The sequence below is a fragment of the Flexithrix dorotheae DSM 6795 genome (assembly GCF_000379765.1).
Lineage (GTDB): Bacteria > Bacteroidota > Bacteroidia > Cytophagales > Flammeovirgaceae > Flexithrix > Flexithrix dorotheae.
In genome coordinates, this window is sequence record NZ_KB903476.1 from 200,488 (window position 1) to 214,984 (window position 14,497).

21 protein-coding genes are annotated in these 14,497 nt (G+C 35.6%); 1 reads left to right on the plus strand and 20 read right to left on the minus strand.

The features are described 5' to 3' along the window. Window positions 1-7: 7 nt before the first annotated feature. From infA to A3EM_RS0131410, 20 genes are all read right to left on the minus strand, one after another. A complete protein-coding gene (infA, locus tag A3EM_RS0131310) occupies window positions 8-226 on the minus strand; it encodes a translation initiation factor IF-1 (protein ID WP_020532211.1) in 219 nt (72 codons plus the stop codon). After that, window positions 219-1,001 carry a type I methionyl aminopeptidase gene (map, locus tag A3EM_RS0131315; protein WP_020532212.1) on the minus strand — a complete coding sequence of 261 codons (783 nt, stop codon included), beginning with the start codon at window positions 999-1,001 and terminating at the stop codon, window positions 219-221. The genes infA and map overlap by 8 nt, the downstream gene beginning before the upstream one ends. Further along, window positions 1,001-2,329 carry a preprotein translocase subunit SecY gene (secY, locus tag A3EM_RS0131320; protein WP_026210695.1) on the minus strand — a complete coding sequence of 443 codons (1,329 nt, stop codon included), beginning with the start codon at window positions 2,327-2,329 and terminating at the stop codon, window positions 1,001-1,003. The genes map and secY overlap by 1 nt, the downstream gene beginning before the upstream one ends. Window positions 2,330-2,332: 3 nt before the next feature. Next, a complete protein-coding gene (rplO, locus tag A3EM_RS0131325) occupies window positions 2,333-2,779 on the minus strand; it encodes a 50S ribosomal protein L15 (protein ID WP_020532214.1) in 447 nt (148 codons plus the stop codon). A 36-nt stretch (window positions 2,780-2,815) separates the two neighbouring features. Further along, window positions 2,816-2,995 (minus strand): 50S ribosomal protein L30, encoded by a 180-nt coding sequence (rpmD, locus tag A3EM_RS0131330; protein ID WP_026210696.1) that lies wholly within the window; start codon window positions 2,993-2,995, stop codon window positions 2,816-2,818. 13 nt (window positions 2,996-3,008) lie between these two features. Beyond that, window positions 3,009-3,530, minus strand: coding sequence for a 30S ribosomal protein S5 (rpsE, locus tag A3EM_RS0131335; RefSeq protein WP_020532216.1), 522 nt, complete (start codon window positions 3,528-3,530; stop codon window positions 3,009-3,011). 12 nt (window positions 3,531-3,542) lie between these two features. Continuing rightward, on the minus strand, window positions 3,543-3,893 hold the full coding sequence (gene rplR, locus A3EM_RS0131340) for a 50S ribosomal protein L18 (RefSeq protein WP_020532217.1): 351 nt from the start codon (window positions 3,891-3,893) through the stop codon (window positions 3,543-3,545). A 9-nt stretch (window positions 3,894-3,902) separates the two neighbouring features. Then, window positions 3,903-4,454: a 50S ribosomal protein L6 gene (rplF, locus tag A3EM_RS0131345; RefSeq protein WP_020532218.1), complete on the minus strand. Its 552-nt coding sequence runs from the start codon at window positions 4,452-4,454 to the stop codon at window positions 3,903-3,905. 21 nt (window positions 4,455-4,475) lie between these two features. Continuing rightward, window positions 4,476-4,871 (minus strand): 30S ribosomal protein S8, encoded by a 396-nt coding sequence (gene rpsH / locus A3EM_RS0131350; protein ID WP_020532219.1) that lies wholly within the window; start codon window positions 4,869-4,871, stop codon window positions 4,476-4,478. A gap of 47 nt (window positions 4,872-4,918) precedes the next feature. Next, complete coding sequence (gene rpsN / locus A3EM_RS0131355; RefSeq protein WP_020532220.1) at window positions 4,919-5,188, minus strand: 30S ribosomal protein S14; 270 nt, start codon at window positions 5,186-5,188, stop codon at window positions 4,919-4,921. Between the two features lie 6 nt (window positions 5,189-5,194). Beyond that, window positions 5,195-5,746, minus strand: coding sequence for a 50S ribosomal protein L5 (gene rplE / locus A3EM_RS0131360; RefSeq protein WP_020532221.1), 552 nt, complete (start codon window positions 5,744-5,746; stop codon window positions 5,195-5,197). Next, window positions 5,746-6,081, minus strand: a complete 336-nt coding sequence (rplX, locus tag A3EM_RS0131365) for a 50S ribosomal protein L24 (protein ID WP_020532222.1) — start codon at window positions 6,079-6,081, stop codon at window positions 5,746-5,748. Before rplX ends, rplE begins: the two co-directional genes overlap by 1 nt. Before the next feature lie 2 nt (window positions 6,082-6,083). Next, window positions 6,084-6,452 carry a 50S ribosomal protein L14 gene (gene rplN / locus A3EM_RS0131370; RefSeq protein ID WP_020532223.1) on the minus strand — a complete coding sequence of 123 codons (369 nt, stop codon included), beginning with the start codon at window positions 6,450-6,452 and terminating at the stop codon, window positions 6,084-6,086. A gap of 58 nt (window positions 6,453-6,510) precedes the next feature. Continuing rightward, window positions 6,511-6,768 (minus strand): 30S ribosomal protein S17, encoded by a 258-nt coding sequence (rpsQ, locus tag A3EM_RS0131375; RefSeq protein WP_020532224.1) that lies wholly within the window; start codon window positions 6,766-6,768, stop codon window positions 6,511-6,513. 25 nt (window positions 6,769-6,793) lie between these two features. Next, a complete protein-coding gene (rpmC, locus tag A3EM_RS48465) occupies window positions 6,794-7,114 on the minus strand; it encodes a 50S ribosomal protein L29 (RefSeq protein WP_020532225.1) in 321 nt (106 codons plus the stop codon). Between the two features lie 12 nt (window positions 7,115-7,126). Then, window positions 7,127-7,540, minus strand: a complete 414-nt coding sequence (gene rplP / locus A3EM_RS0131385; protein WP_020532226.1) for a 50S ribosomal protein L16 — start codon at window positions 7,538-7,540, stop codon at window positions 7,127-7,129. A gap of 223 nt (window positions 7,541-7,763) precedes the next feature. After that, window positions 7,764-8,894: a cysteine desulfurase family protein gene (locus A3EM_RS0131390; protein ID WP_020532227.1), complete on the minus strand. Its 1,131-nt coding sequence runs from the start codon at window positions 8,892-8,894 to the stop codon at window positions 7,764-7,766. An 8-nt stretch (window positions 8,895-8,902) separates the two neighbouring features. Next, window positions 8,903-9,976 carry an ion transporter gene (locus tag A3EM_RS0131395; protein ID WP_157638184.1) on the minus strand — a complete coding sequence of 358 codons (1,074 nt, stop codon included), beginning with the start codon at window positions 9,974-9,976 and terminating at the stop codon, window positions 8,903-8,905. A gap of 271 nt (window positions 9,977-10,247) precedes the next feature. Further along, entirely contained in the window at window positions 10,248-11,474 is a 1,227-nt protein-coding gene (locus A3EM_RS0131405; protein WP_157638185.1) for a hypothetical protein, read from the minus strand. 16 nt (window positions 11,475-11,490) lie between these two features. Next, complete coding sequence (locus A3EM_RS0131410; protein ID WP_020532231.1) at window positions 11,491-12,417, minus strand: outer membrane beta-barrel protein; 927 nt, start codon at window positions 12,415-12,417, stop codon at window positions 11,491-11,493. A 347-nt stretch (window positions 12,418-12,764) separates the two neighbouring features. Between A3EM_RS0131410 and A3EM_RS0131415 the strand changes: the two genes are divergently transcribed. Then, window positions 12,765-14,417 carry a mechanosensitive ion channel family protein gene (locus A3EM_RS0131415; RefSeq protein WP_020532232.1) on the plus strand — a complete coding sequence of 551 codons (1,653 nt, stop codon included), beginning with the start codon at window positions 12,765-12,767 and terminating at the stop codon, window positions 14,415-14,417. The last annotated feature ends 80 nt before the right edge of the window (window positions 14,418-14,497 follow it).

The following is a 14,497-nucleotide window of genomic DNA, read 5'->3' on the forward strand; positions in this document are numbered from 1 at the left end:
ACACTGATTATTTATATCTATAAACAATTCTCCCTTTAGTTAAATCATAAGGAGTCATTTCAAGCTTTACTTTGTCTCCTGGCAAAATCCGGATATAATGCATCCTCATTTTTCCGGAAATATGGGCTAAAACTTTATGTCCATTCTCCAGTTCCACCCTAAACCTTGCATTTGACAAAGCTTCTACTATTGTACCATCTAATTCTATATTCGCTTGCTTAGGCATATTGACTAGTCAAAACTTGTTCTATGAATTCAAATGTTGTTAAAACTTCTACCTTATTATTATAAAAAGCTACTGTATGTTCAAAATGAGCAGAAGGTTTTCTATCTTTTGTTCTAATCGTCCAACCATCTTTTTCCTGAACTATACCCTTCGATCCTAAATTAATCATGGGCTCAATAGCTATAACAAGACCATTTTCTATTTTTCTGCCTCTCCCTCTTTTTCCAAAATTTGGAACATCAGGTTTTTCGTGTAAATGCTTTCCGATTCCATGCCCTACCAATTCCCGAACTACCGAAAAGCCATTCCCTTCGCAATAACTTTGTATTGAACTACTTACATCACCAATTCTATTCCCCTGCTTAACATTTTCAATACCTTTATATAAAGACTCCTTAGTAACTTTCAGTAAATTTTGAACTTCAGGCTTTATTTCTCCAACACCATATGTATATGCACTATCAGCATGGTAACCGTTCAAATAAACCCCACAATCTATTGAAATTATATCTCCCTCTTTTAGGCGATATTCTCCAGGAATCCCATGTACTACTACTTCATTCACTGATATACAAAGGGAAGCAGGGAATCCATTATATCCTAAAAACGAAGGCTCACCTCCAAAATCTTTGATATACTCCTCTGCGATTAAATCAAGTTCTTTAGTAGAAACTCCCTCCTTTATGGATTTGGCAACTTCTCCATGTGCCTTACCCAAAAGCGTGGCGCTCTTTTTTATCAACTCGATTTCTTCGCTTGTCTTAAAATATATCATTAAAATGCTGGTACGTTCTGAGATCTTCCTTTTATGCTTCCTGATTTCATCATCCCCTCGTAATGTCTCATTAACAAATAACTTTCAATTTGTTGCAGAGTATCCAGAATTACACCTACCATGATAATAAGCGAAGTACCGCCATAAAATTGAGCAAAGTTCATACTTACACCTGCTGCACTTGCAAACGCAGGAAGTACCGCAACAATAGCTAAAAATAAAGCACCCGGTAAGGTAATTTTATCCAACACCGCACTAATATAATCTGAAGTTTGCTCCCCAGGTTTCACACCAGGTATAAATGCATTATTCCTTTTCATATCATCAGCCATTTGCTTTGGGTTAATAGTTATGGCAGTATAGAAGAATGTGAAAAGAATAATTAGTATGGCAAATGTGATATTGTATTCTAATGAAGTAAAATCAGCAAATGCCTGAGCGATGTATCTGGCAGTATCATTTTCCTCAGCCCAAACTGAAGACAACAATGAAGGCAAAAACATTAAGGACTGCGCGAAAATAATCGGCATCACGTTAGCTGAATTCACCTTTAGTGGTATATATGACCTTTGTCCTTTTCCTAATTGCTTTTTCCCTCCTCCCACAACTTGTCGGGCATATTGAACAGGAATTCTCCTTACAGCGGTAGTAAGCAATACTACACTCATTACGATAAAGAACAAGGCTAAAAATTCAAGAACTAAGAGAAGGAGACCCTGAGTACCTCTGGTGCCCACTTCTTCAATAATAGCAAGTGGAAACCTGGAAATAATACCAATCATAATTAACATTGATATTCCATTTCCGATACCTTTCTCTGTAATTTTTTCTCCTAACCACATACAGAACATCGTTCCTGAGGTTAAGATGATCATGGAAGAAGCTACAAAGAATGATTGGTTGGTTAGGGTGATAGCCTCAGCAGGGATTGTCGCAGCCAGATAACCAGAGGCCTGAGCCATAGTTATAAGAATTGTCAATACCCTTGTAATCTGATTAATTTTTTTCCTTCCCGATTCGCCTTCCTTCTGAAGCTTTTGGAATTTAGGAACAGCAACTGAAAGTAACTGAACTATAATAGAAGCTGAAATATATGGCATAATTCCTAGGGCAAAAATTGACGCCCTACTGAATGCACCTCCTAAAAAGGTGTTAATCATGCCAAAAAAACCTGAGGAGGCCTCATTTAATTTACTAGGATCAACTCCAGGTAATACAATAAATGAACCCAATCGGAAGACCATCAAGAAACCAAGTGTATAAAATATCCTGGTTCTTAATTCTTCAATTGAAAATATGTTCTTTATCGTAGTGAAAAACTTCTTCATATTTTATAGCGTATTTGCATTTCCCCCAGCATTTTCAATTGCTGTTTTAGCGGAGGAAGAATAAGCATGAACAGTTACGTCAAGCTTTACATTTAATTCTCCATTTCCAAGCACCTTAATTTTATCATTTTTTGAAGCTAATCCAAATTTAACAAAATCTGCAACCTCAAACTGATTTAAATTATGTTTCTCAGATAACTCTTGCAACTTACCAACATTAATTGGTTTGTACTCCACTCTAAAAGGACTTCTGAAGCCAAACTTTGGCACCCTTCTCTGGAGTGGCATTTGGCCACCTTCGAAGCCAAGCTTTCTGCTATAACCAGATCTTGATTTAGCTCCTTTATGACCTCTGGCACTAGTCCCTCCCTTTCCGGATCCAGGACCTCTACCAATTCTTTTTCTATTTTTTACGGAACCTTCTGCAGGTTTTAAACTATGCAACTTCATCACTTTTTCGCAAAATTACAAAAACTAATTAATAAATTATAACTCTTCAACTCTTACCAAATGTTTCACCTTCTCAACCATCCCTAGAATTTGAGGAGTTGCAGTTACTTCTTTTGATCTATTAATCTTGCCCAAACCTAAAGCAGTAATAGTTGCTTTTTGCCTTTTAGATCTTTTAATAGTACTTCGTACTTGTGTGATTTTTATCTTGCTCATGGTAATAACATTATTAGCCATTAAATACTTTTTCCAATGTAATTCCTCTTTGTTGGGCTATAGAAAAAGGATCCCTCATTTTCAATAGTGCATCAAATGTTGCCTTAACAACGTTGTGCGGGTTTGAAGAACCTTTTGACTTTGCCAATACATCTTTTACACCAGCTGCTTCTAATACAGCCCTCATCGCACCACCAGCAATTACACCAGTACCTTGAGATGCAGGTTTAATTAATATATATCCTCCTCCAAACTTTCCAAGCATTTCATGAGGAATAGTACCATTCAAAATCGGAACTTTGATCAAATTTTTCTTTGCATCATCAATTCCTTTTGTAATAGCATCAGTAACTTCATTGGCTTTTCCTAATCCATACCCCACTACACCATCTCCATTGCCTACCACCACAATAGCAGAAAAGCTAAATCTTCTACCACCTTTTACTACTTTAGCTACCCTTTGAATCGCAACTACTTTTTCAGTTAGCTCGATGTCACTAGCTTTCAATTTTCTAATATTTCCTTGTTTAGGCATATCTTTAAAGAATTAAAATTTCAATCCACCCTCCCTGGCTCCTTCTGCTAATGCTTTTACCTTTCCATGGTACAAATAACCGTTTCTATCAAAAACCACAGTCTCAATCCCTGATGATTTAGCCTTTTCAGCGATCTTTTTCCCTACTTCTTTGGCAATTCCCAAATCTACATTTTTCTTATCAGAAACCTCTTTTGAAGTTGCAAAAACTAAAGTCTTTGATTCAAGATCATCAATTACCTGAACTGTTATCGAAGTATTACTTTTAAATACTGATAATCTTGGCTTTGCAGCTGTACCTGATATCTTATTACGAATCCTTCTTTTAATACTAAGTCTTCGAGAATCTTTTTTCGTAGCCATCTTTTAAATTTATTTTGCGGCAGTCTTACCTGCTTTTCTTCTAATCTGTTCACCTACAAATCTGATACCCTTACCTTTATAAGGTTCTACTTTTCGCAATTTCTTAATTTGAGCCGCAACGTGCCCGATTAATTGCTTATCGATTCCATCCAATGTCACAATAGGATTCTTTCCTTTTGCGGTTTCCGCATTTACAGAAATTTCTGGAGGAACAGCAAAGTAAATATTATGCGAATAACCAAGGTTCAGTTCCAGAACATTTCCAGAAGCCACAGCTTTAAATCCTACACCCACTAATTCAAGTTTTTTCTGGTATCCTTCTGTTACTCCAACAACCATATTGTTTACCAGAGATCTGTACAAGCCATGCATAGCCTTATGGCTCTTTTGGTCTGATGGTCTCTCAAAATTGAGTTCACCGTCTTTAAGCTCCATGCTAATTGCTGAATCAACCTTTTGAGAGAGCTCTCCTTTAGGACCTTTTACAGATATCAGGTTATCTTTAATATCAACCGAAACTCCGGTAGGAATTTTTATAGGTAATTTTCCAATTCTTGACATTTCAATTTCCTTTTTATGTTATTAATAAACATAGCACAATACCTCACCACCAACATTCAAGTTTCTTGCTTCTTTATCTGTCATTACTCCCTTAGAAGTAGATAAAACAGCAATACCTAAACCATTTAGCACACGGGGTAAATTATCGGACTTCACATATTTCCTCAACCCAGGTTTACTAATCCTTTCCAGGCTAACAATAGCCGGAGCTTTAGTGGAAGGATTATATTTCAATGCAATTTTGATTGTACCTTGCACTCCTGAGTCATCAAATTTATACCCTTGAATATATCCTTTATCGTGCAATACCTTTGTTATCTCCTTTTTGATGTTAGAAGCTGGAAGCTCAACAATCCTTCGGTTTGCCTTTATAGCATTTCTTAATCGCGTTAAGTAATCTGCAATAGGATCTGTCATTCTTTTATCTATTTAAGAGCCCTGCGAGCCCATTTAATTTCTAAAAATTACCAACTAGCTTTTGTTACACCAGGAATTTTACCTTGAGAAGCCAATTCTCTAAAAGTTACCCTTGATATGCCAAATCTCCTCATATAACCTTTCGGTCTACCAGTCAATTTGCATCGGTTGTGAAGTCTAACCTTAGAAGAATTTTTAGGTAGTTTATCCAATGCAGCGTAATCACCAGCCTCTTTCAATGCCGCTCTTTTTGCTGCATACTTTGCTACTAATTTTTCTCTTTTTCTTTCTCTAGCTTTTATAGATTCCTTTGCCATATAGCATTAATTTTTATTCTTAAACGGCATTCCTAGTTCTTTCAAAAGGGCATAGCCTTCTTCATCCGTTTGAGCTGTGGTAACAAAAGTTATATCCATTCCTGAAATCTTTTTAACCTTATCGATTGAAATTTCAGGAAAAATTATTTGCTCTTTTACGCCAAGAGTATAGTTACCCCTGCCATCAAAACTTTTATCATTGACTCCTTTAAAGTCTCTTACCCTTGGGAGAGCAATGCTTACAAGTCTGTCCACAAATTCAAACATTCTATCTCCTCTCAAAGTCACTCTTGCCCCAATTGGCATTTCCTCCCGAAGTTTAAAGTTTGAAACAGATTTCTTTGCCTTTGTAGCTACTGCTTTCTGACCGGCTATCAACGATAACTCTTCAATACCAACATCAACTAATTTTTTGTCTGATGTTGCTTCTCCAATCCCTTTATTAATTGAAATTTTCAATAACTTAGGAACCTCCATAGTTGACTTATAGTCAAACTTTTCTTTTAACTTAGGGACAATTTCCTCTAAGTATTTCTTTTTTAATCTAGGTTTAGCCATTAGTCAATGAATTGATCTGATTTTTTTGAATATCTTTTCAATTTCCCATCCTCATCTTCCCTCCTACCTATTTTTGTTTTTTCTCCGGTTTTCGGATCCAAAACCATTAAATTACTAATATGTATTCCGGCCTCAGTCTTCTCTACTCCTCCTTCTGGATTCTCAGCTGTTGGCTTTATATGCTTAGTAACTAAATTTACTCCTTCTACAATTGCACGGTTATTTTTGCGTAGCACTTCTAATACAAGCCCCTTTTTACCCTTATGGTTTCCCGCAATTACTTCTACTTTATCCCCTTTCTTAAGGTGTAGTTTTCTTATCTTAACAGACTTCATAATTATAAAACTTCAGGTGCTAATGAAACGATTTTCATAAACTGTTTTTCCCTCAATTCACGAGCAACCGGCCCAAAAATACGGGTCCCTCTTGGCTCATCGTTGGCATTTAGTAATACCGCAGCATTATCCTCAAACCTGATATAAGAACCATCCCTTCTTCTTATCTCCTTTTTCGTTCTTACAACCACTGCCTTAGAAATAGTGCCTTTTTTTACATTACTGGAAGAAAGCGCTGACTTTACAGAAACCACAATCTTATCACCAATAGAGGCATATCTTTTTCCGGTGCCTCCAAGCACCCTGATACATAATACTTCCTTTGCCCCACTATTATCAGCCACATTTAATCTTGACTCTTGCTGTACCATTTTTATAAAATCTTATTATTTTTTACTCAAACTATATTGAAATAACACTGAGCAAAAATTATTTTGCTTTTTCGATGATTTCGATCAATCTCCACCTTTTCCTTTTACTCAAAGGTCTGGTTTCCATAATTCTTACTCTATCTCCAATATTGCAATCATTATTAGAGTCATGGGCCATGAACTTTTTAGTCTTAGTCATGAACTTTCCATAAATTGGGTGTTTCACCTTCCTTACCACAGACACTACAATTGATGCATCCATCTTATTGCTGGTCACAACACCTATCCTTTCTTTTCTTGAATTTCTTTCTTCCATTTCTTGTTGCTAATTAAGGATTAAACTAATTCTTTGAATCTGCAATTATTCTCTTGATTTTAGCCAAATTCAAAGGAGAATCTAAATTTGTTTTTGAAAGAAATTCTCTCGCATTAAAATTTGTAAGCTCTCCACTTTTAGCCTTATCAGCAACATCTGCAACTACCCTATTATGTAGTTCAGTCTTCAATCTGGCAATAAACCTCCTCACATCCTTAATTTGAAGTGGATTTTCTATAGGAGAAATTGCATTAGCAAACTTCATACTTTGCAAATTCTTTTCTGAAGAAGATATCTTCTCTTTTATCTCTTCAATTGAAAGCCCTTTTATTTCAGAATTTTTCATAATTAGTCCTTCTTAATAATCTCTTCTTACAACCATTTTGGTTTTAATAGGCAATTTTTGAGCAGCGAGTCTTAATGCTTCTGTTGCAGTTTCCAAACTCACACCGTCTGCCTCAAATAAAATCGTTCCAGGTCTAACTGGTGCTACCCAATATTCAGGAGATCCCTTTCCTTTACCCATCCTTACCTCTGCTGGTTTTTTAGTAACAGGCTTATCAGGAAATATTCTAATCCAAACCTGACCTTCCCTTTTCATAGCCCTTGTAAGTGCAATCCTGGCAGCTTCAATTTGTCTTGATGTTAACCATCCAATTTCCAATGCCTTAATTCCAAAGCTACCAAAAGAAATTTCATGACCTCTTTGGGCGATTCCACGCACCCTTCCTTTCTGCTTTTTCCTGAATTTTGTTCTTTTCGGCTGTAACATATTTTTATAAAATTTAGTAAAAGCTACGGCATAGCAAAAGCTATTTGCCTATACTTCTCAACCTTTTGTACCCTATCAACAAATATATGATCTACTTTTTGAGACTTTTGCTTATGTATTAATAAGCATAGTTTCTCTTAAATGGAGTGCAAATGTAGACAATAAAATTATTATTGCAAACCCGGACTGAATTATTTTTAATAAAATTTTAATACTGCTGCATTCAGGTTAAAATCCGTTTCAACTGGCCTATCGTAAAATCGATTTCCTCAATTGTATTATACTTGCTAAATGAAAACCTGATCACTCCATTATTGGGGTTAGTTTCCAATGCTCTTAACACATGAGAGCCTGTTTGAGCACCACTGGCACAGGCACTTCCTCCAGAAACACAAATACCAGCCAAATCAAGATTAAAAAGTAATAATCCGTTTTTTTCCGAAGGAGGAATACTTACATTCAGCACCGTATAAAGACTCTTTCCAAGGTTGGCAGAATCGCCATTAAAGGAGATGCCTGGAATATTTTCCCTTAACCCTTCCAGCATTCTTTGCTTTAGACCTTCAATATAAGCCTTTTCCTCTTCCAAATTTGTAATGGCCAATTCAAAGGCCTTTGCCATTCCTACAATTCCATATACATTTTCAGTTCCTCCTCTTAAATTTCTTTCCTGCCCTCCTCCACTGATATAGGCAGGTAATTTTGAATCCTTCCTTGCATACAAAAAACCAACTCCCTTCGGACCATGAAACTTATGCGCAGATCCTACTATATAATTTATGTCTATATTTTGTAAATTAATATTAAAGTGTCCGATAGTCTGAACCGTATCGGAATGAAAAATCGCTCCATGCTCCTGGCATAACTCTCCAATTTCCTTTAATGGATTAATGTTTCCAATCTCATTGTTTCCGTGCATCAAAGAGACTAAAGCGTTCTTGTTGTTTTTTAATAGTGCTTCTAAACTTTCAAGAATAATATTTCCATTTTCATCAAACTCCACAAAGCTCAGGTTAATCTCTCCAGCATTTTCCAAGTCTTCAAGGGTATGTAAAACTGCATGATGCTCTAATTTACTGGAAATCACATTTTTAATACCAAGGTGCTTTACACATCCTCTTAAAACAGTATTATCCGATTCCGTTCCCCCCGAAGTGAAATATATTTCCGAAGGAGTGACATTCAATAATTCTGCGATTTTTTTCCTTGATTTTTCTATCAGTACCCTTGCCTCCCTTCCATATGAATGAGTAGATGATGGGTTACCAAAGTTATTTTTCAAAACTGGTAACATTTCTGCCAAAACCTCCTCACTTACTTTTGTGGTGGCGGCATTATCTAAATAAACCTTCATTTCGTATACTATTCCTTTGCTTCTTCTAAATTGTCCTCTTTTTCTAATTCCCTTCTTAATTCACTCTGCTTCTCTGTTATTTCTTCCAGTTTCCACATCTTTTCTCCCACCTTTTCCTTTACGATTTCCAAAGTTCCTGAAAAAATCTCAAAACTCAAGTTCTTCATTTCTTCGTCTCTGGTGGCATAAATTAATGCTTCAAATATTTTTTCCCCTAATAAATCGATAATCTGTTGTTTATTTTCAGAAAAGTCTTCAATTGCCCCATTTATGACATTGAAAACAATATCACTAATGGCCTTTTCGATCTTTGAAGTGATAACATGACCAACTACAGGAACAAGCTCCAGAGTCATTATCTCCGAATTCTTTTCCATAGATCCTTTGATCAACTTATCTACATAAGCCTTTAGTTCCACTTTATTTTCTTCATAAAGGTCAGAAACCAATAGATCTACCCTGGAAGTAATCCATATTTTTATTTCTTCTTTATGAGGGGAAATTACTTCATCCACTACTCTGTTCACAATTGGGCTCCCGGCACTGACCTGGTGTTTCATATCATCAATTACATTGATAACTACTGCATCTGAAACCTCTTCCACAAAAATTCTATAATATTTTCTGATTAATTTAAACAAATAAGTATTTGAGAGATTGATCACTCCCATCCTTTCCAGTCTGTAAACCATAGAAAAGACTCTTAGAAACCTGAAAAACCTTAAAGAATCCATTGGGAAACATCCCAATACATCATACCAGTGAATGAAGGGATAAAAAAACCAGCTATGATACGTTTTCCGGATTATGGCAATTACCCATCTTATTGAAAACTCAATTATATATATAACGATAAATAGAAGATCATAAATCAAAAAATGCTCATGTACATAGGTGGTATAAAACTCAAAAACATTAGGAAAATACTCAATTAAAAGATCCTGAATTATTTGAAATGAATAAACCCATTCCACAATTATTAATAAAAGGTTTAAGCCCACCAACACCAGCATTATAGCATCTACAGCAAAAAAACTTAGTTGATCATCCTTTTGTAGTTTTTTTAAATTTATCCTGTTCATTTTAATTCTTTTCAGTTGAAATGGGTTATTTGATTTAACCAACAGTTATTGCCTTTTCCGGGAAAATCAAATATTGTTTATTCAGATAATATGGAAAACGATTTACGGCTTTTACTAAAATCGAAAATTTAAATGATTTAAACCCCGAAAAACAAAAATTTCATAATTCATCTTTCCAGCAATAATCCCAAAAAAATCTTTAACTCCAAAAAGCAAAAAGCCTCCAGGTTTTCACCTGAAGGCTTCGTACTAAAGTTCTTTCTGTAGTTAATTATAAACCAGCCAGTTTTCTTAAATCACCAGGGGATAGCTTAAATAAAGCCAAACGGGAGAACCTCCCTCCTAAATATGTTGTAGCCGCAATAGCCAATCCTTCGTCCTCAGTCGGGATTATATTTGCAATTTCAAACCTATCGGAAAACCCAACTCTGGTGGTACCTACATAGGCAAACTCACCTCCATTTTCAATAAGTTTAGCCTCATCATAAGCATACAAAACAATTTGGTTGCTTTTAGAATTTGCGGCATATATTAAATAGCTATTACCATTAATGGTTTGCCTTAATACTCTAACATCTGGTTCAGGCGCAATTTCGGGAAATTCATTTCCCTCCAGATCCTTTATATTATTTACAGTTGTTGGATCAAATTCTGTTAAAGGCAAAACAAAATTTTGCGTGTACGAATATTTTGACAGGCTAAACTGATTACCAGAAAGATGTACAAGAGAACTCACTGTTCCTTCATCCCTAAAACCTTGAACAGCACCCTGTTTTCCTCCACCCGCATCAACAAATTCCACAGAAAGGGTAAAATCAGAAAAACCATTCATAAAATAACCTCCTTCTTCCAAAGAGCCAGTGAAAAATGGTAACCGCTTATTTACATAAAACATATGATCAAAAATAGCTTCATTTTGATCTTCCAGAATAGCATACCTGGTCTGCCAGGTAAAACTCTTATCTGATCCAATTTTTGAAAGTGAAGATTCTTCTGCTCCTTGATCGTATCCTAAAATTAACAAGCCTCCATCACTCGTTGCTGAAGCATGTAAAGGCAAGGTAACATCAGCGTAGGGTCTTGCCAAATCAATTGTTTTACCATCCTCATTCACTTTGGCTAAAACTCCATCAACTCCAGTCATACATACGAAGTGATACGCACCATCAATAAATACTAGATTTGGCACCGGATTTCTGAAATCGAGGGTAGGAATTGCTTCCCACTGATAATTTCCTTCATCATCAGTTTTTATTACATAAGCTCCTCCATAAGGTGAATCTTCTAATTCCTTTCTCCCTAATATTAAATACCCTCCATCTGCTGTCTGCTTTACATCCAAAGCGTAAAAGGAATCATCAAAATTCTCATTGTTATAAATTTTTGTAAATCTATTGTTTGGTTCTACTTCCTCTACATCTGAGCTACATCCAAAAATGGCCAAAAACAAACCCAGATACAGAAATAAGACTTTATTATCCATTGTAGTAGTAAACATTTTAGGTAGTTAATTTTTATTTTCTTGATCCTTCATCTTTAAACCTCCTCATATCGTAAGGGACCACGTATCTGGTATTTTTGGTACCATTCCCGCCCATTCCGAAGTTGATAGGGAAATGACAAACCAGAGAAAATTGCATATTTCTTAAACTAGTGTCATCCAATACATCGAAGTGAATAGTAGAAGATCTCGGATCTGAAAACCTGGTATATTCGTTTGCCACATTGTTCATCCCATACCTGTAAGCTCCTTCCAAGGAAACTCTCACATGAGGTAAATTAATTGAAATCCCAACAGCTCCTGCTAATCCGTATAATTTATTATCCATCAAATGCGTAATCCCTACATCATTTTCATCTCCATTGAGTTCATCGAACCCTCCAGCCGCTAGATCAAGTTGAGTGGTATTTACAGATTTTGATGCATTTTGTAAGACATTATAAAACCCGCCAACCTGCAGATAAGGTATTACAGGACCTTGTGAAAAACTAAACCTGAAAAAAAGTGGTAATTCAATATAATTAAGTTTTTGGTTGTGGTTATACTCAATGGCAACAGACTCAAAGCCTTCTGTAGCCTGCCATAGGTAGCTGTTTTTGAATCCATAATTGTATTGGGAGTAGGTTGGTTCAAAACTCACTCCGAAGAAATTGGTATATTCAAATGTTAAGGCTATACCAAATTGTGTACCTCTGTTATCAAACTGTTCGCTATAGACTCTTTTATGAGTGTCTTCCAGAGGAGCCTGGGTGAATACTACAGAAGAAAAGCTTTTAGTAGGATCGGCCTGGGTGTAATTAACACCCCCTTTAAGCCCAATGAGCATTCTTTGCGCAAATAATTGGGATGACTGGCATAAGCCAACAAAAAAAGTACATAAAAGAACATACCTCCCTTGTCTCAACCAATTGGATTTTCCACTTAGATTTTTCGTAATCATTTTATCAATTTTCCTGGATTAAATTTTATTGATCAGTAGTTTGCCTAATAGTTTTAGCCATTATAGAATCCTGTACTTTGACTTTGGATAAAGAGGAAAGATATCTTCTAAAATGGACAGAAATTAACAATCGTTAACTTATCATAAATCAGACCATTATGTACAGAAATCCTAAAATTATTACTAATTATCTTTATTAATTCCATTTAGAACGGTAAGAATTTAATTATATGGTATATCAAGGAGAGGATTAGAAAAAAAACTGAAAAATCTTTTTTAATTTCTTAAAAAAATGCCCTTTAATTCAATTTTGAATAGGTAATTTTAAAAAAAATTCAATTTAAGAGATGACCAATTATTCACGCATTTTATTTCTAATTTTTATTTTAGGAGGCTTGGTTCAGCCAGTTTTTGCCCAAAAGGATTCCGGAAATGTTGACCTCTCCTCCCCTCAGGCCAGTGTAATAACTCAATTAAAATTCCTTCAGGATGAATCTTATAATCCCGAACTTTCTGCTAAAGCACTCGATGGTACCGAAGTTTCCCAGGAAGAATTGATAGCACTAACGATTAAGCTCAAACAAATTTATGATGGATCAGGCCACTATATTGACACGGATATGGTTCCTTACGATCCGAATTATAGGGATACCTTAAAAAATAATCAGAATACTTATACAGTAGTTGCTGCTTTTCCCCAAATTTACCTGAGTAAAGTGGGAAACAAATGGCTTTATTCAAGGTATACCGTTTCAAAAATTGATGAAATACACGAAGAAATTTATCCTTACGGAACCAGTGAATTATTAGAGATTGCCAATAAACTGGGAAAAAAGGGGAAACTCACCAGCAAAAAGTATTTAGGGCTTTATTTATGGCAACATATCGGTCTTTGGCTAATCATTTTTTTCTGCTTTATTGGCCACAAAATATTCACATTTATATTTGAGAAACTAATTCTAAGACTGTTAATCAAATTTAAGGGCGATCAGATTGCCAATAAATTTATTGCTCCGGTCGCCAAACCTTTAAGTTTCTTAGTCATTATCATTTTTGCCTCACTGGTTTTCCCAATCCTGCAGTTTCCAATTACTTTATCGCAATACATCATTAAATTCATGCGAGCTCTACAACCATTTTTCGCTATTGTAGTGGTTTACAGGCTCATTGATGTTTTTTGCTTTTATCTTGAAAAAGCTACCAAAAAAACCGAAACTTCACTGGATGACCAGATTGTTCCTCTTCTCCGAAAATCACTCAAATTATTTGTAATTGTGGGAGGAGGTTTATTTATCCTCCAAAACCTCGAATTTGACATCACGGGAATATTAGCAGGTATATCAATCGGAGGTTTGGCTTTTGCTCTGGCAGCTCAGGATACGCTCAAAAACTTATTTGGTTCACTCATGATATTTATTGATCGCCCTTTCACCATTGGTGACTGGATTGTTTCTGAAGGAGTTGACGGGACCGTGGAAGAAGTGGGTTTCCGGTCTACCCGAATTCGGACTTTCCATAATTCGGTAGTTTCCATTCCCAATGGAAATATTGCGGATATGACGGTAGATAATATGGGAATGCGTGTTTACAGAAGGTTTAGAACTTCAATTGCTATTACTTATGACACACCACCCGATCTTATTGAAGTGTTTATTGAAGGCCTTAAACAAATTGTTATCAAGCATCCTAAAACAAGAAAAGACTATTATGAAATCCATTTAAATACCTTTGGAGCATCTTCACTGGATATTCTTTTTTACATATTTTTTGCAGTTCCCACCTGGACAGAAGAATTACAATCCAGAGGAGAAGTTATGCTGGAAATTATCAAATTGGCTGAAAAATTAAATGTGAGATTTGCCTTTCCTACTTCTACTTTACATGTGGAGGATTTTCCCGAAAAGAAAAGTCTTACTCCGGAATATGATCAGTCCAAGGAGGAATTTATGGCAAAGATTAAGTATCTCACTGAATCAACCCAGGCCAATGGGAAACATTAATCAGATACCTGAATCTATCACCAATATAATTAACTCACACATTCATTAACCAAAATTCCGGAAACTCCATATGCCAGGAG